General features: G+C 50.1%; 18 protein-coding genes. 14 read left to right on the top strand and 4 right to left on the bottom strand.

Going from position 1 to position 20,548, the window contains the following annotated elements; translation table 11 throughout:
- Positions 1-19 precede the first annotated feature (19 nt).
- A complete protein-coding gene (locus tag DW817_RS02745; RefSeq protein ID WP_009016153.1) occupies positions 20-886 on the top strand; it encodes a DMT family transporter in 867 nt (288 codons plus the stop codon).
- 1,415 nt (positions 887-2,301) lie between these two features.
- Here DW817_RS02745 and DW817_RS02755 read toward each other — a convergent pair.
- Complete coding sequence (locus DW817_RS02755; protein WP_120110922.1) at positions 2,302-2,817, bottom strand: methylated-DNA--[protein]-cysteine S-methyltransferase; 516 nt, start codon at positions 2,815-2,817, stop codon at positions 2,302-2,304.
- A gap of 19 nt (positions 2,818-2,836) precedes the next feature.
- Positions 2,837-4,288: a DNA-3-methyladenine glycosylase 2 family protein gene (locus DW817_RS02760; protein ID WP_120110926.1), complete on the bottom strand. Its 1,452-nt coding sequence runs from the start codon at positions 4,286-4,288 to the stop codon at positions 2,837-2,839.
- Positions 4,289-4,473: 185 nt separating this feature from the next.
- Between DW817_RS02760 and DW817_RS02765 the strand changes: the two genes are divergently transcribed.
- The 11 genes from DW817_RS02765 (at position 4,474) to mmuM (ending at position 15,468) form a co-directional block, all read left to right on the top strand.
- Positions 4,474-5,349 carry a ChbG/HpnK family deacetylase gene (locus DW817_RS02765; protein ID WP_009016156.1) on the top strand — a complete coding sequence of 292 codons (876 nt, stop codon included), beginning with the start codon at positions 4,474-4,476 and terminating at the stop codon, positions 5,347-5,349.
- A complete protein-coding gene (pfkB, locus tag DW817_RS02770; protein ID WP_009016157.1) occupies positions 5,346-6,251 on the top strand; it encodes a 1-phosphofructokinase in 906 nt (301 codons plus the stop codon). Before DW817_RS02765 ends, pfkB begins: the two co-directional genes overlap by 4 nt.
- A gap of 1 nt (position 6,252) precedes the next feature.
- Entirely contained in the window at positions 6,253-8,163 is a 1,911-nt protein-coding gene (locus DW817_RS02775) for a PTS fructose transporter subunit IIABC (RefSeq protein ID WP_014128647.1), read from the top strand.
- A 498-nt stretch (positions 8,164-8,661) separates the two neighbouring features.
- The gene (locus DW817_RS02785; protein WP_009015463.1) at positions 8,662-9,018 is read left to right on the top strand and encodes a hypothetical protein; all 357 of its coding nucleotides are present in this window, start codon (positions 8,662-8,664) and stop codon (positions 9,016-9,018) included.
- Positions 9,019-9,099: 81 nt separating this feature from the next.
- Positions 9,100-9,720, top strand: a complete 621-nt coding sequence (locus DW817_RS02790) for an ECF transporter S component (protein WP_009015462.1) — start codon at positions 9,100-9,102, stop codon at positions 9,718-9,720.
- Positions 9,721-9,731: 11 nt separating this feature from the next.
- Complete coding sequence (locus DW817_RS02795) at positions 9,732-10,250, top strand: PPC domain-containing DNA-binding protein (RefSeq protein WP_016459498.1); 519 nt, start codon at positions 9,732-9,734, stop codon at positions 10,248-10,250.
- A gap of 85 nt (positions 10,251-10,335) precedes the next feature.
- Positions 10,336-11,178: a DMT family transporter gene (locus DW817_RS02800; RefSeq protein WP_009015460.1), complete on the top strand. Its 843-nt coding sequence runs from the start codon at positions 10,336-10,338 to the stop codon at positions 11,176-11,178.
- A gap of 3 nt (positions 11,179-11,181) precedes the next feature.
- The gene (locus DW817_RS02805) at positions 11,182-11,883 is read left to right on the top strand and encodes a (Fe-S)-binding protein (protein WP_009015459.1); all 702 of its coding nucleotides are present in this window, start codon (positions 11,182-11,184) and stop codon (positions 11,881-11,883) included.
- Positions 11,884-11,913: 30 nt separating this feature from the next.
- Entirely contained in the window at positions 11,914-12,948 is a 1,035-nt protein-coding gene (locus DW817_RS02810; protein ID WP_009015458.1) for a mechanosensitive ion channel family protein, read from the top strand.
- 120 nt (positions 12,949-13,068) lie between these two features.
- The gene (locus DW817_RS02815) at positions 13,069-14,499 is read left to right on the top strand and encodes a sodium:alanine symporter family protein (protein ID WP_279108946.1); all 1,431 of its coding nucleotides are present in this window, start codon (positions 13,069-13,071) and stop codon (positions 14,497-14,499) included.
- A gap of 6 nt (positions 14,500-14,505) precedes the next feature.
- A complete protein-coding gene (mmuM, locus tag DW817_RS02820; RefSeq protein ID WP_009015456.1) occupies positions 14,506-15,468 on the top strand; it encodes a homocysteine S-methyltransferase in 963 nt (320 codons plus the stop codon).
- A 539-nt stretch (positions 15,469-16,007) separates the two neighbouring features.
- Here the strand turns inward: mmuM and bcp are convergent.
- Entirely contained in the window at positions 16,008-16,463 is a 456-nt protein-coding gene (gene bcp / locus DW817_RS02825) for a thioredoxin-dependent thiol peroxidase (protein WP_009015455.1), read from the bottom strand.
- Positions 16,464-16,477: 14 nt separating this feature from the next.
- A complete protein-coding gene (locus DW817_RS02830; RefSeq protein ID WP_014128643.1) occupies positions 16,478-17,404 on the bottom strand; it encodes a DUF1848 domain-containing protein in 927 nt (308 codons plus the stop codon).
- A gap of 177 nt (positions 17,405-17,581) precedes the next feature.
- Between DW817_RS02830 and DW817_RS02835 the strand changes: the two genes are divergently transcribed.
- Both DW817_RS02835 and feoB read left to right on the top strand, forming a co-directional pair.
- Entirely contained in the window at positions 17,582-17,815 is a 234-nt protein-coding gene (locus DW817_RS02835; protein WP_009015453.1) for a FeoA family protein, read from the top strand.
- Entirely contained in the window at positions 17,808-19,871 is a 2,064-nt protein-coding gene (gene feoB, locus DW817_RS02840; RefSeq protein ID WP_120110937.1) for a ferrous iron transport protein B, read from the top strand. The genes DW817_RS02835 and feoB overlap by 8 nt, the downstream gene beginning before the upstream one ends.
- Positions 19,872-20,548 lie beyond the last annotated feature (677 nt).

Raw genomic sequence — 20,548 nt, forward strand, 5'->3', positions numbered from 1 at the left:
ATAGAAAGGACCGTTATTTATGGATCGTATTCTTCTTTTAGCGGCTGCACTCCTATGGGGCGGCACGCTGTCAGCCCAGCGCATCAGCACACAGTTTCTCGGGGCTTTTTCCTTTATGGGTGTCCGCTATCTTGCGGGCTTTTTATCCATGCTGCCCATTGTCTATTGGGAACAGCGGTATCATAACCATGCCATCGACGGAGAAAAAAAGCCTTTTTCTCTTGTCCTAGCGGCGGCAATCCTTGCCATCTTCCTTACGGCGGGGACCGGTTTTCAGCAACTGGGAATGTTCTACACGACAGCGGGCAAGGCGGGGTTCATTACGAGCCTTTATATCGTCATCGTGCCGTTTTTTGCCTACTTTGTGGGGCAGCCCCTTCGTCGGACTGCTATCATCGGGAGCCTCCTTGCCATGATCGGTATGTATTTTCTTGCGTATCCTACGGATGGAGCTTCTTTTAACCGCGGTGATATCCTGATTGCCATTTGTTCCGTCGTCTGGTCTATCTATATCCTGCTTGTGGACCGCTGGGCTGTTCATTACGCAGGGTTTACCCTCGTTGCCGTGGAATTCTTTTTTGCCAGCATCTACAACCTTGTCTTAAGTCAGCTTGCTGGCGAAGTCATTACCCTGAATCATATTGAGGCAGCCCTTTGGCCAATCTTGTACTGCGGCTTTTTGGGCGGCGGCCTTGCTTATTCCTTCCAGTTTATCGGGCAGCGCGGCGTGGGACCGACCGAAGCGTCACTGCTTTTAAGTTCGGAAACTGTCTTCAGCGTCATCGGCGGCTGGCTAATCTTGGGGGAAATCCTGTCCGGAAGGGAATTGGTGGGTTGCTTGTTTATGCTGATGGGAATCATTAGCAGTCAGATTAAAATTAAATAGAACTCGGAACAAAAATTGCTCTGATTCGATGCAGTTACGTGTCATCATTGGATTTTAAATGATTGATCTTATGCCAATGATGGCATGTCCCGTCGTAACATGATACGTACCATAATCTTATGTTAAAGTCGCCCGAAATATGCCTCCGTCCGTCCCTTTTGAGTCAGCCAAAAAATTGGGCTGATTTGATGAAGTACGTGAGTCCATTGCTTTGAGAAAAATTAATCTGAAGCAACGGACTCATGGCATATCGTACAACGGAACGTTTCACGGTAGGGGATAGCTATTGCCTGGGCGCTTCCTTTCCTAACTATGTGCCGTTACCTCCAGTGCCTAGCTTATCAAAGCGGAATCTTTTTGCAATCTTCGTGCCATATGGGCCTATCTACAATGTTGCTGGCGACCTCCATTTCCTCAACGTACCGGCCTCTGGCCGCAAGGAAACTTACGCGTTGCCGCTTCGGAGAACCTTCGCGCAACAGCTCTTGCGTCGCTGCGCTAGCGGATTGCTGGCGTCTCAGGTTTGACTCGTCGCGGAGGCCGCGGGCTCCTCGTACCTGGATCCATCTGAACCGAATTTACAAAAAGCAATTGGAAGAAAAGAATGGAACGGGCGGGCCAAATCGCTCTACGGGAGGGCGCCGAATTGATTTTTCAATCACACGGTCCTGCAGCCGAATCGCTTCTACAGCGTCTTGCGATTTGCGGCTTTGGCCCATTGAAAAATGATCCTCGCTAGCCGCTCGTGATGAGACGTCGGGCAAAAATCGCCTTCCTCATCCATTCCCTACTCCTGCAAGCAAGCCTTTTCGGTGGATACCCCTGCCTTGGTAAGGCGGAAAGACCAGAAATCAAAACGATTGTAAAGCTTAAGACCATGAAACAAGTCCTAAACCGAATTTAGATACAGGTTCGGTTTAGGACTCTTCGTTTATATTTTTGTTCTTCAGAAATTGATTTTTATACAGAAATCACGACCGAATCTGGAACAACCTGCGTTCGTGTTTTCCCTCTGAGCTCGACTCGTGCAGTCGATCCGCCTTTGCCAAGGCGGGGGACCCAAACCGGGACATTTCTACAAGCTGGCATCATCAACATTTCTCGGTTTTGGTGATGGATGAGGACGCACAGTGACGTTTCCCAGCGAACGATAGTGAGGACCATTCGCCCGAGTCCCAAGCTCGCTTTGGATCGCCAGTGGAAGAGCGCAGGGACATGTTTCCGAACGAATTTAATTCGGCGCCCAGTCCCGTAGGGACACGGTTTGGCATTGGCCTCGCGATTTTTTAGCATTACAGCATCAAAGCCCCCAGCGGCCTCTAGTCCTCTTCAGAACGACAGCAAAAGCCGCAGGCTCGAGACCGCCTTTCAGGGATTAGGTCCTGAAAGGTCAACTTGGCAGTCTAAATAGTCTTTTAGTCAGCCCGATTTTTGGGCTGATTTTCTCTCTCCAGCAGCCACTTCTTCCTTTCTATTCCTCCCGCATATCCTGTCAGCGAGCCATCCTTTCCAATCACTCGGTGGCAAGGGATGATGATGGAAATGGGATTCCGTCCAACGGCGTTTCCCACGGCTTGGGCGGAGAAGTGGGGTTTCCCATCTTCTTTTGCAATTTCTGCTGCAATGGCGCCGTAGGTCGTAACGTTACCATAAGGGATGGCAAGGAGCTTTTGCCATACCCTTTTTTGGAAGGCTGTTCCTTTCGGTGCCAAGGGGAGCATTCCTGGATCTGGCTGCTTACCCTTAAAGTAGCACATTAGATAGGTCTTAACGGTTTTCCAAAGGGGCAGCGATTCCAAGGATTCAAAGGAGCCCTCTTCCATGGTTCCGTCATAGCGCTGGCCCACAAAATAAAGGGCCGTCACATTTTTCCCGTCACTTTGGACGGAAATATCTCCCAAGGGGGAGTCGTATATGGCTTGATAGATCATCGTTCTTCCTTTCTTTTCCTTAGCGCCATAGGCTCACGGTCGCATAACTTCTGAAAGGCCGCCACGCTTCGGCAAGGGTCAGGCGCTCTTTTGGCGTTGTTCCCGGCAGAGCATGCTTGATACCGGCATCGGTCTCAAGAAAAATATCCGGGTCTTTGAGGACACGCATGGCTATATAGTCACTTGTCCAACGGCCAATGCCTTTAAGCGCTAGGAGTGCTTTTTTTGTTTCCTCTCGGCTTCTGGTACCGTCAAGGCGCAGGGAACCGTCCATAAGGGCCTGCGCGAGGGCCCTTATGGACGCGGATTTCGAGGAGATGATGCCGAGTTTTCCCAATTCATCAGAGAGGCTTTCTCCATAGGAAAGGATCTTTTCCGGTGTGGGGAAAAGGTGGGTGAGACCGGGATGGCCTGTTTCAATAGGTGTTCCCAAGACTGCCACAAAACGCGCGGCAAGAGTACTTGCCGCTTTCACTGTAATCTGCTGACCTAAGATGGCCCGCACAGCCGTTTCAAAACCGTCAAAGGCTCCGGGAATGCGGATTCCTTCTGCAAAAGTGCCGGGAACCCCATCATTCATGGCGTAAAGCACGGCGGCAATGGTTTCCGGAAAAGCTGCCAGGTCAAACTGCCGGGATACGCGAAAGATAACATCTGAGAGAACGGGAAGCAGCGAGTCCGAAAGGGTCAGGGTGAGGGCATTGCACTTTTTGTTGGGCGAAACGGAAATGATTCCATGATAACGCGCTCCTTTTTCCCCTGCAAGGGTTACGGTACGCTTATAGATGCCTTCCGAAACGGTCTCGATGCCTTTCATGGCACGCCCTTTCAAAAAGTCAAAAAGCGGCGACGCAAGATAGGGCGGGCGATAGGTGAGGGTGAGCGAGAGCGTCCCCAATGCAGGATGGGACGAGTCCAGTCGGCGCAGGGCTGTCGGCGTCAAGTGGTACCGTTCCTGAAAAAGTTCATTCAGTCGCCTGGTGCTGCCAAATCCTGAAGCGAGGGTAATCTCTGCAATGGAAAGGGACGAATCCTGGAGCAGGGCTTTGGCAAGAAGCAGGCGACAGGTTTCAAGATAAGTCACGGGTGTTACGTGGAAACGGTCCCAAAAGGCACGGCGCATGTGGCGACTTGAATAGCCAAAACGCGCTGCCATTCCTTCAAGGGAAAGAGGGGTGCTGGCGTGGGACCACAGGTAAGCGCCCATCTTTTCCGCAAGGCTGTCCGTTCCTAGAAGGCTTGCTGAAAAGGAAGGCCGTTCCGGGTGGCAGACGAGGCAGGGCCGATAGCCTGCTGCTTCCGCCTCGGCCGCGCTTTCAAAAAAATCACAGTTTTTTGCACTGGCCCGTCGGGCCGGACAAATGGGCCGGCAGTAGATGCCCGTTGATTTGATTCCAACAAAAAGCACACCGTCGTAGGACGTGTCGCGGCTGCGGTAGGCCTCATAGGCTTCTTTGACGGGTAACTTCATAAGCGGGGAACACCTCCTTTTTTCACACTATACCACGATTCCACGAAAAAAGCTCGCGGTTTTCGGACATGGATAGGTAAGGGCTTTTCCCTTCCTGCGTTGCAAGGACGCTTCAATTTATGGTAAAATTTTGTGGTTTATCAAAGCGGGCATGGGTCCGCCATAGAAAAGAGGAATTTGCTGCTGTGAACAAGATAGGAATCATTGTGAATGCCGATGATTTTGGCCGTCACGAGCTCATCAATGGAGCCGTTCGGGAAGGCTGCCAAAATGGGCTTATCCGTTCGGCAACCCTTATGGTCATGGGGAATGCCTTTGCTGATGCTGTAAAGACAGCCAAGGAGCTGCCTGAACTCGGTGTCGGGGTTCATTTGACCGTTGTGGATGGTACGCCGATCCTAGCGCCAAAACAGATTCCTTCCCTCATTGACCCCAAGACGGGCCGCTTTTACGCAGACCACGGGGCCTTTGTCAAAGCCTATGCGAAAGGGAAAATCCGGATGAGCGATGTGCGCCACGAGTGGGAAGCCCAGATTGAGAAGTTTCTTGCTTCCGGCCTCATTCCGACCCATGTGGACAGTCATCAGCATATGCATGTCCTGCCTGGCCTTATCGATGTGGCCCTTGACCTGTGCGCCCGCTATATGATCCCTGCCATGCGAATTCCTTCCATCCCCGTGGATTTGCGTCAGACGACGCTTAAGAACCTGGGCGAACAAATTGGCCGTACGGGGCTTCACGTTCTTGCCGAACGGGCACGAAAGAAGGCTAAAGCCTTTCAGCTTGTCGTGCCTGATGCCTTTGGCGGCATCGTAGCAGGACGGGCCGTGGATAAAAAGACCATCCGACAGATCCTTTTAAGTCATTATCAAGGGGTAACGGAAATCATGGTCCATCCTGGTCTTGATGACGCCATTCTTAGTGCCGATGCGCACTGGGACCACAGCTTTGAAACGGAACTTGCGGCTGTGACCGACGAGGGAAATCGCTCCATTTGTGAAGCTCTTTCCATTCATGTCATGAATTTCAGGGACCTTGTGGAAGAAAGGAAACAGCCATGATCTATACGGTAACACTCAATCCGTCCCTTGACTATATTGTGGACGTGGAAAACCTTACGGTTGGCGCCATCAACCGAAGCACGAAGGAAGCCATTTACCCCGGCGGCAAGGGCATCAACGTGTCCATCATCCTTTCCCGTCTCGGCGCCGAGACAACGGTAATTGGCTTCAAAGCGGGCTTTACAGGGGAAAACCTGGAGCACCTTGTCCAAAAAGAAGGCATCAAGGCTCAGCTTCTTTCGGTTGAAAAAGGCTTTACCCGCATCAACGTGAAAGTGCGGGGAAAGGAAGAGACGGCTATTAACGGCGCCGGACCAGAAGTGGCGGAAAAGGAATTAGCTGACCTTACAACCCGTCTTGAAGGTCTCGGAAAAGATGATACCCTCGTCCTTTCCGGGAGTGCACCTAAAAAAGCTGCCGATACGCTCTACGCAGATCTTGCAGCGAGGATGGAAGCCCGCGGCACACGCTGCGTTATCGATGCAACGGGCATGCTTCTTACAAAAGCGCTGCCCTATCACCCCTTCCTCGTAAAACCCAATCTAGAAGAACTCGAGGAAATCGTAGGTAAAAAGCTTGATGGTCTTTCTGCCATCGAAATCGCGGCGCAGCAGATGCAGCAGCTGGGAGCGCGGAATGTCCTTGTCTCCTTAGGCGGAGAGGGTGCCCTTCTTATCGATGAAAAAGGCCATGCTCATCACCACAGGGCCCCAAAGGGAAAAGTCCTCAATACAGTTGGTGCCGGTGACAGTATGGTCGCAGGTTTTCTCGCAGGGTACGAAAAGACCGGTGATTATGCAAAGGCTCTCCATTGGGGCATCTGCGCTGGCAGTGCCACGGCCTTTACAATGCATTTAGCAAGTCAAGCGGCGATGAAAGAACTGATTGAAAAGGGAGAATGACATGAAAATCACGGATCTGCTCAAAAAAGAGAGTGTCCTCTTAGAAGGTCACGCCACTGACAAAAAAGACGCCCTCCATACCTTGGTGGGTCTCATGGCCAAACAAGGAAACGTCGCCGATGTGGAAACGTACGAAGCCTGCGTTCTTAAGCGGGAAGAAGAGGGCAGTACAGGTGTTGGCGAGGGCGTTGCCATTCCTCATGCCAAGACGAGTGCTGTCACACGTCCTGGTCTTGCCTTTATGCGCTGCCTTGATGGCGTGGAATTTGATTCCCTCGACGGACAGCCAGCAAAACTCTTTTTCCTCATTGCCGCACCGGACAGTAAGGACAACGTCCATTTGGACGTATTGAGCCGCCTGTCGACGCTCCTCATGGACCCTGATTTTATTAATGGTCTCATGGCTGTAACAAGTGAGGACGAACTTTTTGCTCTCATCACAAAAGCTGAAGCGGAAAAGTTTGCTGACGAAGAGCCGGCAGAAGAAGCCACTCCTGCTGTGGCAGGGGATAAGAAGGCACCCTATCAGGTCCTTGCCGTCACAGCCTGCCCGACGGGCATTGCTCACACTTATATGGCGGCCGAAAGCCTGGAGCAGCATGCGGCCAAAAAGGGTATTTCCATCAAAGTTGAGACCAACGGCCAAAGCGGCATCAAGCATGCCCTCACGGCTGAAGAAATCGAAGGGGCGGAAGGCATCATCGTCGCTGCTGATAAGTACGTTCCCATGAACCGCTTCAAGGGAAAACGTGTCGTCATCGTAAAGGTTGCGGACGGTATCAATAAAGCGGATGCCCTCCTTGATGAAGCCCTTTCGGGGAAGGTCCCCATTTTTGAAGGGGAGACCGGCGGAAGTAAAACCGCAGCGGAAGAAGCCGCAGAAAGCGGTGCCCGTAAGATCTATAAGCACCTTATGGACGGCGTTTCCCATATGCTGCCCTTTGTCATTGGCGGGGGCATCCTCATCGCCCTTGCCTTCCTTGCTGATATGAGTGCTGCGGGGACGGCCCAGTTCGGGAACAGCACGCCTTTTGCGGCCTTCCTCAAAAATACGGGGAGCATGGCCTTTGGCTTCATGATGCCCATGCTCGCAGGCTTCATTAGTCAGAGCATTGCCGACAGGCCGGGTCTTCTTGTCGGTATCATGGCCGGCGCCCTTGCAAGTGCGGGCGGCAGTGGTTTTTTTGGGGCGCTTATCGGCGGTTTTGCAGCCGGCTACCTCATTCTTCTATTAAAGAAACTCGTAAGCGGTTTGCCTCAGTCTCTGGAAAGCCTGAAACCAATTCTCATCTATCCCGTCATCGGTCTCCTTCTCATTGGGGCTCTCATGGCTGGCGTCATCAACCCTGTCATGGCTTCCTTTAATCAGTGGGTGACTGGTTCCCTGGCTCATATGGGCGGCACGAGCAAAGTTCTCATGGGCTTTATCCTGGGTGGTATGATGAGCATTGACTTTGGCGGGCCGCTCAACAAGGCTGCCTATGTTTTTGGCACGGCTTCCCTTGCTGGCGCCGATGGGTCCGCCGTTTCATCCCCCTTCATGGCTGCTGTCATGATAGGCGGCATGGTGCCCCCCGTAGCCATTGCCATTGCAACGCAGTGCTTCCGCAGCAAGTTCACGGAAAAAGATCGCAAGTCCTTTGTCTCGACTTTTGTCATGGGTCTTGCTTTCATTACGGAAGGGGCCATTCCTTTTGCTGCAGAAGATCCGATGAGGGTCATCCCGTCATGCGCCATTGGTGCTGCGGTAGCAGGGGCCCTCAGCATGTACTTTGGCTGCTCTGTGCCCGCGCCGCACGGCGGAATATTTGTCTTTGGCGTTGTCCAAAATACCGGCATGTATCTCGTATCCCTTGCTGTAGGCTCCGTCGTTGGGGCGGTCCTTCTGGGTGTTTTAAAGAAAAAAGTATAAGTTCATAGAGGCTGTGAAAAATGGGGAAATCCTTTTTTCACAGTCTCTTTTTTATGGAGAAAAGACACAACTGCTTAAAGGTGGTTGCCGCATCGCACCAATTCGCACCAAGCCTTCAAAAAAGGCGCGTCAGGGTCACGGTTACCCGTCTTTTCCATCAAGACCTTGCCATACTGTCCTTTGCTCTTGGGTCATTGCCTCAGGGCGGCGGAAGCAAATCCGCCTTGGCAAAGGCGAATCGGCTCTTCGAGTCGAGTTCAAAGGAAAAATACGTACGCAGGTCGTCCCGGGACGATTGTGATTCCTCTTACGGTCTTTTGGTCGACAGACTCTTTGTCTTTCTCTTCCGCTTCAATAAGCTGGGCATTGGAAGTAATGGCATGTTCTACATAATTATCAGTCTAGTTTTTATCGGGATCCAACTTTCCGCCACCTTGTCATTGACAACGCTTCATGGTAGAATGAAAGTGTATCTACAACAATAAGGAGGGGAGTCCCATGTCAACCGTTACGTTTGCTGCCATCAAATCCAAGGTGGAAGAACTTTGCACGCTGCCTTCCACCTGTCCTGAACTGAAAGCCGTCTGTATGGAATGGCTCGCAGCTGTTGGTACGGACCGTCAGCAGGAAATGAACACTAAGCTCTTAAAGGAAGTGGGAGAAGACATCAACACCCTTGATGACGTCATTCCGTTCTTTGAATCTGCTGCAGGTAAGAAGATCTTCGGTGAAGAAACGGCAGCCCAGCTTGCAAAAAAGGCCCACGACCTGAAGGCCGAAGGCAAGAAATACTGTTTCTGCCCGTCCTGCACGATTTGTCTCTTCATCCTGGAAAATAAAGAAGTCCTTCTCTAAGGAACGATTCCAGGGGGTGCTTTCGCGGCACCCCTTTTCCTATGTCGAAATCGCCAGTTTTCTATATCATTGGGAGGCATTATGTTTGTCAATCGTCCACTGACGACTCGTGCCGTCGTTTTTATCGGCCTTTTGGGGGCCTTATCCTTTCTTCTCATGAGTTTCGAATTTCCCTTGCCTTTTGCACCTGCCTACATGAAATTCGAAATCTCTGATATGCCGGCCCTTTTCGGCGGCTTTTTTCTGGGACCCATTGCCGGGGCCTTGGCTGCCTTTGTCAAGATCCTTTTGAAACTTGTCATTATCGGGACAAACAGCGCCCTTGTAGGAGAGGTCATGAACCTTTTCTGTTCCATTGCTTATGTCGTCCCAAGCACCATCTTCTACCATCTCCATCATTCAAAAAAAGGCGCCCTCTATGCCCTTGTGTCTGGCTCCCTCATTGCCAGTATCTTTGCCGTTGTGACAAACTATTACTTTGCCATTCCCATGTATGTGAAGCTCTACGGGATCCCTCTTGAAACCATCCTCAAGATGGGGCGAGCCGTCAATCCTTTTGTAGATTCCCTCATAGATTATCTCTTATTTACGGTCCTGCCCTTTAACCTCATCAAATACGGAATCGTAAGTTTTCTTACCTATCTTGTCTATAAAAAGGCCAGTGTGGCCTTGACGGAAATCGTGAATCGTCTTGATCGGTAAGGAGAAAATTGATGGAATATGGTAAAATTGATGAACCCCATTTTGTGGTCTGCCTTGAGGGGGGCGATGAAATCCATGACAGCCTTGTTGCCTTTGTTGAAAAAGAGCACATCACCTTTGGAATGATTCAGGGCATTGGCACCGTCCGGGAAGTCACGTTGGGCTTTTTTCACCCTGACAGGAAAGAATATAGGGAAACGAAACTTTACGGCATCAAGGAAATCATTTCCCTCACAGGAACTCTCGATATGTTTCAGAAAAAGCCCTATGGACATTTTAATATCGCCCTTGGCGGGGAAGTGGCAATACATAGGGCAGCCATATGGTCTCGGGCGTCATCGGAATTACCGCCAAAATCATCGTCACCTGTTTTAACACGATCATCATGCGGGAGAAGGACGAATCCATGGGCTTTAATATGTGGAAACTATCCAAAAAGGCGTAACCTTCGATACAATTTCATAGTAAAAAGCTGGGGCAATTTATTTTGTTCCAGTTTTTTCTTGCTCTTTTTTATCTTTTCCCATTAAAATATAAAAACACGCAATCTCGATAGAAAGGAAGGCCGCCATAATCTCTTCATCGGCAAAAGCCCGTTTATCCATCATCTTCTCCATGCTTGTCTTTGCTACGGTTGGACTCATTGTGCGCCATATTCCACTTCCCGAAAGCGTCATTGCCTTTTGCCGCGCGTTTTTGGGCGCTTTTTCCTCTTTATCTTTGCCTGCGCAAAAAGGAGAGGCCGCGCGGGAAAAACTCTGGGAACACAGGTATAAGCTTTTTTCCTGCGGCTTTGCCATGGGGTTTACCTGGATCTTTCTCTTTAAGGCCTTTGCCAGCACGACCGTAGCCGCAGCAGTCATTTGCTACTATATGGCGCCTATCTTTGTGCTCTTTTTTTCGCCCTTTAGTTTTGGGGAACAACTGACGAAAGGTAAGGTACTCAGCGTGCTCTTTGCTTTTTGCGGTATGATCCTGGTCTCCGGCATCTTTGGGGAATCAAGCGGGGCCAATGCAGAGGGCATGATATATGGGCTCCTAGCGGCTTTCTTTTATGTCTGTGTCATGATGATCAATAAGACCTTGGGGGGCCTTACCCCCTATGAATCGACCCTTGTGGAAGTCATTTTGGCCGCCCTGATCCTTTTACCCTATGTTTTCTGGACGGAAGACGTCTCCCATCTTGTGCTGACGGGTAGCGAATGGGGCTATCTGCTGTTTTTGAGTCTATTTGTGATAGGCTTTACGTACGCTCTTTTCTTCAGCGCCCTGCCCAAACTGGAGGCGGCTGCCATTGCCCTTTATACCTATATCGATCCTATTGTGGCCGTTCTCCTTTCCACGTTTTTGCTCCATGAACGCTTCACGCCTGGCATGTTCCTGGGTGCGGTTTTGATTCTCTTGCCGACAGCCGTACAGGAAATCCGGTCTTTTCATAACAAGGTGAAAGGAGAATAATCCATGTTTTTTAATCCAAGCTGCGGCTTGTGTCTTTATAAGCCGAAACTCACTGAACGGGTCTATGAAAAGCTTCATGCCATAGATCCCTCGCTTAAGCCACACGGCATCTGTTGCCGGAGGAATCCTGAGCTGCCTCAGGGCGCGGTCATCATTAATGTCTGTCCTTCCTGCGACAATCACTGGCGAACCCGTTATGAGGGCATCCGCACCTTATCTTTGTATGAATATATTGATCGCCTGGACGCCTTTTTTTTGCCGCGCTATGACCAGCTGACGTTGACCATTCACGATCCCTGTCTTGTAAGGGGGCGGGATTCCCTTTATGACAGTGTGCGCAGCCTGCTCCGAAAAATGAGCATTACGGTACGGGAGGCCCCCTACAACAGGGACCATGCCCCGTGCTGCGGTAATTCCTTTTTTAAACGTAAAGATCCTGCAGGTGCTTTTTGCGCGCTTGATCGCTGCGTTTTGCAGCTGCCTTGTGAGAATGTCCTAACCTATTGCCTTACATGTATGAAGATGCTTTCCTTGGGTGGCAAGCGGCCGGTCTTTCTATTGGACCTTATTATGGGGGAGCAAACAAAGCCAGGCTCTCTTGATATTAAGGCATGGCACAGGGCGCTTGACAAGGCGAAATGGCAGGATGATAAGGCCTTTCGCTATTTGGAAAGCCAATCTTTGAAAAATACGGAACGCAAATGATTCCGTCAAGAAAGGATCTAGACAACTATCATGGATGAGACAATACTTGCCATTGCAAAAAATGAGCTAAAGCACGGAGGACCGCATGTACATTTTCTAGCTTTTATTTTCTTTAATTTATTGGGCATCCTCCTTTTTCATTTTGTTTTCCGGTTTTTGATCGTAATCTTGGTAAAAATCACCCATATCAAGGAAAAGACGTGGAAAAGTACCTTCCGCTTCATGCCAACACTGGTAGGGATGCTGGCAGGAAGCCGCATGGCCAAGGATTTCCTGAATGTCCCTTGGTTCATCAAGGAGCTGATGGAAAACCATTTTCGCAGTCTGCTCCTCATTACGGTGACCTTTTTCATTGCCCATCTGTCTTCTTCCCTGATTAAGGCGAGGATGACGCGGCGGGAAAGCGAATCGTCTTCCATGTCTATCTTGACGACGGTCATTGATCTAGCCATCTACATGGCGGGTTTCCTCATTATCCTCAGTTCTTACGGAATTTCCATTTCTCCCTTGCTGACTGCTTTGGGAGCTGGGGGACTGGCTTCGGCCTTAGCCTTGCAGGACACACTGAGCAATTTGTTTTCCGGCATCACCACGATCGTTTCCCGTCAGGTCCATATGGGGGACTATATCAGCCTTTCCAGTGGCGAATCGGGGCGGGTTGTCGATATGAACTGGCGCAATACGACCCTTCGGACGTCAACAGGAAATATGATCATTGTCCCTAATAAAAGCATTGCAGCCTCAATCATTACCAATTATGAGCAGCCACAGGCGGAATGCACGATTGCCATCCCGTTGACCATCACTTATGGAAATGATCTGGAAGCGGTTGAGCGGGTTACCCTTAGGGTTGCACGCAGCATCCTGGACCGGAGCCAGTATGGCGTCAAGGGATTTATGCCGGCTGTACGGTTTGATAAAATGGGGGAATACGGGATTACCTTGAAGGTTGTCCTGCGCATCCGCAACATCGTTGATGAGACCAAGATTCGTCACCAGTTCATCAAGGAAATCATCCGGGTCTATCAGCAGGAAGGCATTGAGCTTCTTGTGCGTCATGATTAAATAGATGCCATATTATTGTAGGGATGAAGAAAAAAGAAAGCAAGGCTGCTAGGAAGACACAAAGGGTCCCTCGGCCGTAGCCGGAGGGTACGCAGCAAAGCAAGAGGAAGAAAGGAAGGAATGCAGATGATCGTATCGTCTTTAACCGCTCTGTCGGATGCGCTCTGGGGGACGCCCATGATTGTGATTCTTTTGGGAACGGGACTTTATTTGAGTATCCGGTTTCGGTTCCGATATAATTTCCGCAGCTATGCGTTTCATTTTCGCAATACCTTTGGCCGTATGTTTGCTCATGGGGAAGGGCAGGGCACGGTTTCAGGTTTTGCAGCTGCCTGCACGGCCATGGCAAACACCATCGGTGTCGGGAATATTGGTGGCGTGGCAACGGCAATTGTATCCGGCGGTCCTGGAGCTGTTTTTTGGATGTGGGTCTCAGGCTTTTTGGGGATGTCCACGAAAGCGTGTGAAATCATCCTGGGGCAGCGTTTCCGCGTGAAGTATTCAAAATCCATGGATGAATATATGTGCGACCGCTCCTTTGTGATGAAAAATGCCTTGGGCTGGAAAAAAGGCGCCATCCTCCTTGCCATTGCCTGCTTTACCTTGGGACCTTGGACAGACTGCGTGCAAACCGAATCCGTGGTTGGTGCAATGCAGGAGGGGTTTGGCCTTGATCCGCGGATCAGTGTGGCTGTCCTCGGCGTGACCTGTTTTGCAACGATCTTTGGCGGCCTCAAGAGAATCAGTGCCGTCATGGAAAAAATCGTTCCTTTTATGGCTCTGCTCTATATTCTTGGAGGGATGGGGATTCTTTTGATCCATCTGGCCGATGTGCCCAAGGCTTTTTGGCTCATCCTTGAAAGCGCGTTTACACCGACCGCTGCCGTAGGCGGATTTGCCGGGGCCACGGTGAAAGACGCCCTGCGCTATGGCATTGCCAGGGGGCTTTATTCCAATGATGCCGGAACTGGATATGGCATCATTGCCCATGCTTCGGCCCGTACGGATCATCCTGTGCGGCAGGCTTCATGGGGGTGGGGGGAAGTCTTTCTCGATACAATCGTGGTCTGCAGCGTGACTGCCCTTTCGATCATCCTGACCAATGTCTATGTGACCCATCCGGGAGTTGACAGTGCCCGCCTGACGACTGTGGCTTTCCGCGACGCTTATGGCATTTTTGGGGCTTGGTTCATGGCCATTGCCATCACGATTTTTGCATGGACGACCATTGTAGGCATGTATTACAGCTGCGAAAAATCCATCAACTATGCCTTTGGCGATACGGAGCGCAATCGGGTTGCCGTAAAGATCTACATGCTGTACTACATGGTTCCTTGTGTCATCATGTATGATATCAAAGCCGATGCCCTTTGGGCTATGACCGATATCCTGTCCGCTGTGTATGTCATGATGACCCTGCTGTTTGTCTTTACGCAGCAAAAGGAAATCATGCGGCTTGTAAAGGACTTCTGGGACCGTTACCTACCAGCATATGAGCGTGGAGAGCACCCGCCCGTTGTCAGTTTTGGAACCATTGAGGAAAGGAAGTAAGAAAAGATGAGACAAACCCTTGCAAAGATTCTTGAAAAAAAACAGATCTGTGTCATTGACGGATCCATGGGGACAGCCCTGGAGCATTTGGGCGCCAATCTCAATAACTCCCTGTGGACAGCACGTGTGCTCTTGGATCAGCCCGAATTAGTAAAAAAGGTCCATCTGGATTATTTCCATGCCGGCGCGGACGCGGGCATTACCTGCAGCTATCAGGCCACCATTCCTGGACTCATGGCAAATGGCCTTTCGGAAAAAGAAGCCGAGGATCTCATTGTCCGTTCAGTCAAGGTCTTCCAGGAAGCCCGTAACGAGTGGTGGGAAAAAGAAGGCAAGGCCGCGGACCGCGCCTATCCCATGTGTCTAGCTGGCATCGGGCCTTATGGCGCTTATCTGGCTGATGGCTCGGAATATAAAGGCCATTACGGCATTCCTGACGCTGCCCTTCATGACTTCCATCAAAGACGGGCTGAGCTTTTGTGGGAAGCCGGCGCCGATGTCCTCCTTTTTGAGACCCAGCCTTCCCTTGGTGAAGCCAAAATTGAAGCGGCCATTGCAGAGCGGCTCGGCGCTGATTACTGGATCAGTTTCTCTTGTAAGGATGGGCTTCATATCAACGAAGGCGACCTCATCCGGGACTGTGCTGCTGCCTTCCGTAGCGGCTATCCGCGTCTAAGGGCCCTCGGCGTCAACTGCACAAAACCGGAATACCTTGAAAGCCTTATCAAGGAACTTGGAAAAGAAACGGATCTTCCGATTGTCGTGTATCCTAACAGCGGGGAAACCTACGATCCGGTTACCAAGACCTGGAATGGGAAAGGCGACGGCCATTCCTTCAAGGACTATGCCCGGACATATATGGAAGCCGGCGCCCGTGCCGTTGGCGGCTGCTGCACCACCGTATCTGAGCATATCGTCGCGGTGGCAAAAGCGCGAGAAGAATTCCTGGACCGTCAAAGTAAAGCATAAAATGAGGAAGGTGGGTCGTTTCAGCTGCTATTGGTATCCCTATATTTCAAAAGATCAGTTAATTAAAGACTTCAATTAAAGAACAAGAGCCCTAACCCGACTCTGCGCTTACAGTCGAGTTAGGGCTAGCTTTATGATGGGTTGTCTTTGTATTCTCGCCGCAGGGCCGTGAAAGCTATAAAATGGATCAAAACAGCGAAGCGAGAAATCGTGCAGGGGACGTATCCAGAGAGCGCTCCATTGTAAGACTGCGGAGTGCAGAGCCCTTTTATCCCTTACATCCGCATAGTATCAGGCGGATATAAAAAGCAGCGGAATCGTTTTCGTGTACGACGAAGTTTCGAATAGATTTTCTTAGCAGGATTGTAACAAATATGCTTGCTTACGGGAGTGGATGGTAGATGAAAATGGCGGTTTGGCACCGTGTGTTATGGGCCTTTGCCTTCCAATCTTTTCCTCCATTGCATCCATAAAATATGGATTAAGCAATGGAGGTATGTCATGTTGCAGAATCGGAGCGATTTTTGCTTTGAGTACAATCATCCTAAAACCTTTACCATCTGCTCGGGATTCTTAGCCGGCTGTACTTTCTGCAGCGCCTTTACAATGGTGCCTTCTTCATCAATGAGGTAGGTTGAGCGTTCCGTGCCCATGTATTTCCGCCCGTACAGGCTCTTTTCCTTCCATACGTCATAAAGTTCCTGGACCTTATGTTCTGGATCGGAAAGAAGCGTAAAGGGAAGGGCGTAGGTCGTCACAAATTCCTCGTGCTTTTTGACGCTGTCCTTACTGATACCGATCACAACGGCGCCTTTTTCCGTAATGAGAGGGTAGCGTTCTTTAAAGCCGCAGGCTTGTTTCGTGCAGCCGCTTGTCAAGTCTTTCGGATAGAAGTAGAGGATGACTTTCTTCCCTTTGAAGTCTGATAGGGAGACTTCCTTTCCTTCTTGGTTCTGCAGGGTAAAATCAGGTGCTTTTGTTCCAACTTCAAGCATGGGTGTAATCCTCCTTAGAATAATGAAATTTCAGGACTCTTCCAGCTTTTTTGCTGGGCGTCCTTGATGATATCCCCCTGTTCAAGATGCCCGATGAGAAGGGCTGACGCAGGGTCGTGGCGCTGGTAGTTTTTCCTCACCAGGGCTTCATCGTAATTGGCATAGCAATAGCGGCAGAAATGAGAGCATGTATTATAAGCGCCGATATCGGCTCCAAGAAGACAGGTACAGCCTTCCCGCGGTGCTTTGCGGCGTGGTACGGAAAGTTTTTCACCAAGAGCTTCTTCGAGGACAGCCTGGGACAGACAGCCATTCGCATCGACATTGTCCCGCTCCAAGATGGCCGATTCACAGCACAGATGGATGGCGAGCCCTGTCTTTTTGGCAATTTCCGAAAAGGCATTGACGAGGAGCACCTGGTCATGGGCGCTGACGGGACGGGCTTCTGGAAAGTTGCGCTTTGTTTTTTCATAAAGATCGATGAAGCTAATGACCACTTGGTGTGTATAGCCTTGAAGCGTTTCTGCCATGGAGCGAAAGGCTTCGATATGGTATGCCGTCGTGTAGGTATGATTGATGAGAATGGGGTCGTAACGCCAGACGATGCGATTTGCGCCTATCTGATGGGACAGGTACTGGAACGCCGAAAGAATGTCCCTTTTGCTAGGCACGTTGGGTTCGATGTCCCTGCCATAGGGCGTAATCGTCACATGCCAAAAGGTATCAAAGATGCTCAGCGATTTTAGATGGGGCAGGATGGGATAGGGGTTCTTCGTACAAAAAACAAGGAGGTCAACGACACTGGGGTCGAGACGATAGCGCGTGACCTGATTTTCCGCATAAGGACTGCGGACTAGGACTTCACCGCTTTTTACTCGGTTCATGAACCAAGGGGTATAAAAAGCGGGTATATCCGTGCGGTTGCCTGTATTGAGGATCATGACCGGGCCTCCTTTCGAACGCAAATTCCTTTCTTCATATAGTATATATCGGTTGGGGGAAAAGAGGCAACGAGAAAGAATCTGCAATTTTCCTTCGTCTTTTTCCTCAATAAAGTGGACAAGATGAGTAGAACAAATTAGAATAGGAAGAGCTGTTAAATTGGGGGAGTCAGAGATATGAAACTAAATGAACTTGGCAAAGGGGAGACCGCCATGATCGATGCTTTCCATTTGCCTTTTGAAATTGAACGCCGTCTCCTTGCCCTTGGGATGACGCCGGGGACAACGGTCGATGTTGTGGACCGTAAAGGAAAGGGCGTCATGATTGTGACCGTCCGGGGCACCCGATTTGCCATGGGCTACAACCTGACACGCAATGTCGACGTGACAAGGGAGGTCTATCATGGCTGACGCAAAGACAAATCTCACCATTGGCTTCATTGGGAACCCGAACTGCGGGAAGACGACCTTGTTCAACGCCTATACAGGCGCCAATCTTAAAGTCGCGAACTGGCCGGGCGTGACTGTGGAAAAAGTAGAGGGCGCCATCCGCCACCACAACATGAATATCCGTCTTGTCGATCTGCCCGGGACCTACAGTCTCACAAGTTACACCATGGAAGAAATTGTTTCCCGGAAATTCATCCTCAGTGATGAGGTGGATGTCGTCATCAACGTAGTTGACGCATCGGCCCTTGAACGCAGTCTCTATCTGACGCTTCAGCTCCTTGAACTGGGTAAGCCGGTGGTCATGGCCCTTAACATGATGGATATTGTAGAAAAACGTGGGCTGGAGATTGACCTGCACCGGCTGCCAGAAATGCTCGGCATCCCGGTCATTCCCGTATCAGCTAGAAAGCGACGGGGCCTTGAAGTGCTCATTCACGCCGCGGCTCACCATAAGGACGTGAATACGACCGATCCCTTGATTCACGACCATGATCAACCCAGTACCCATGAACTCAATCATCAGGAATATGCCATGGTCTATTCCGATGATATCGAAGACCGAATCGACCAGATTTCCGCTTTTCTTGAAACTCATTATACGGATGTTCCCAATCGCCGCTGGGCCTCCATCAAACTTTTGGAGCGCGATAAGGAAGTGATGGAAAAGCTTCCTGTGAACTTGCCCGACGTGCTGGACCGGAGCTATGAAATCGATATCATTCGGCAAAAGTATGACTTTATTGAAGAAATCATTCGGGAAGTGGTCATCCACAAGGAAAAAAGGGATGAATTCACCGATCGTCTGGACCGAATCTTTACGGATAAGACATGGGGCATTCCTATTTTTCTTCTCATCATGGCCTTCATTTTTTTCCTTACCTTCACGGTGGGGGACTTTTTAAGCGGATTTCTTGAAGACGGTATTTCTGCCCTCACAGATTTTATGGCTGCCGCCATGTCGGCCCAGTTGGTCGCAAAGCCCCTGCAGTCCCTGATCCTTGATGGGGCCCTTGCGGGGGTGGGAACCATCATCACATTTCTTCCCAATATCCTGATTCTTTTTCTGAGCCTGGGTTTTTTGGAGGACAGTGGCTATATGGCCCGCGTTGCTTATGTCATGGAAAATATCATGGGAAAGGTTGGGTTATCGGGCCGTGCCTTTATCCCTATGCTCGTTGGTTTCGGATGTACCGTGCCTGCCATTATGGCATCCCGAGGTCTTGAAAATAAACGGGACCGCTACAAGGTCATGCTCGTTACTCCGTTCATGAGCTGCAACGCTCGCCTGACCATCTATATTCTCTTTTCGGAAATCTTCTTCAATGAATATGCGATGGTGGCTGCTTATTCCATGTACATCATTGGCATTTTTGTTGCCATTGGCGTTTCCCTCTTGATCCATTGGACCGATGTTGCCCGTCATCTGGACAAGGAGGATTACCTCCTCATTGAGCTTCCTGAATATAAAATGCCGGATATGCGTACAGTTGGCATCTATGTTTCAGATAAAGTCAAAGGCTACCTGCAAAAAGCAGGAACTATCATCTTCTTAGGGACAATCGTGATCTGGGGGCTCTTGAACTTTGGACCCCAAGCGTATACGGAAGATCCGACACAAAGTCTGGGAGCTCTCTTAGGACACTCCCTGGTGCCTCTTTTTGCTCCTATTGGACTGGGATTTTGGCAGATTACGGTGGCCCTTCTTGCAGGAATTTCAGCAAAAGAAGTGGTTGTATCAAGCTGTGCCGTTCTTTTTGGAATCACCAATGCAACAAGCGGAGAGGGCATGGACCGGTTTCAGCAGGCTCTTGAAAGCATTGGTTTTACTTCCATTAATGCCTTGTGCCTCATGGTCTTTTGCCTGCTTTATGTCCCCTGTGTGGCAGCCCTTGCGACTATCAGGAAAGAATCAGGAAGCTGGGCCTGGACCCTTGGTGAAGCGGTGTTTCAGCTCGTGACGGCATGGGTGGTGACCTTTGTTGTTTATCAAGGATTTCAGATTATCTTCGGAGCGTAAATCACTCCAGCCCAGGTAAGGTACGAGCCCTTTCTTCAAAAGAGAACACGGGGTATTACGGAACGCAACGAAAAATAAAAGACGCCTCAAGCTGAACTTGTATATGGATCCAGCTTGAGGCATTTTTGTCCTTTATGGGCGTGCAGTAACAATTCCTTGCGGCTGCAAAATTGCGAAAACTGTTTTTGTGCACAATGAAACCCGCATGTCCTTTTGTGTTTTGCTTGCGTTATTTTGAGAGGAAGCATCAGCCATATCAAAAGAGTAGCCCGTTAATAAGTTCAACTGCAAACTAAGAGTGCCGATCCGAACCAGTGCTGACGTTCAGTTTGTGGCCTACTTCATGATGATGGATCGAGAACCTGCTGCACCATGTTCCGTCATTTTAAGATTGACCGATATAGGACCCAGGGAATCATGCTTCTTCTACAAACGAAATCATTCCAAGCGGTGGCTCGACCGCCGACAGCTTTTTTCGGGCGAGACTATCTTGAAATTGTGTATCGCATCATTTTACTATGTGCCATGACCTCATTGCCATAAAATCAATCTTTTAAAGCCAATGATGACACGTAACTGTATCGAATCGGCACAATTTCTAATCCAAGTAAATAGAAAAGGTGCTGGTTGGGCCATGAACCCCTTGCTTCATATTCATCTGAATCCTCTTGACAAAC

Source organism: Acidaminococcus sp. AM33-14BH (assembly GCF_003603525.1).
Lineage (GTDB): Bacteria > Bacillota > Negativicutes > Acidaminococcales > Acidaminococcaceae > Acidaminococcus > Acidaminococcus intestini.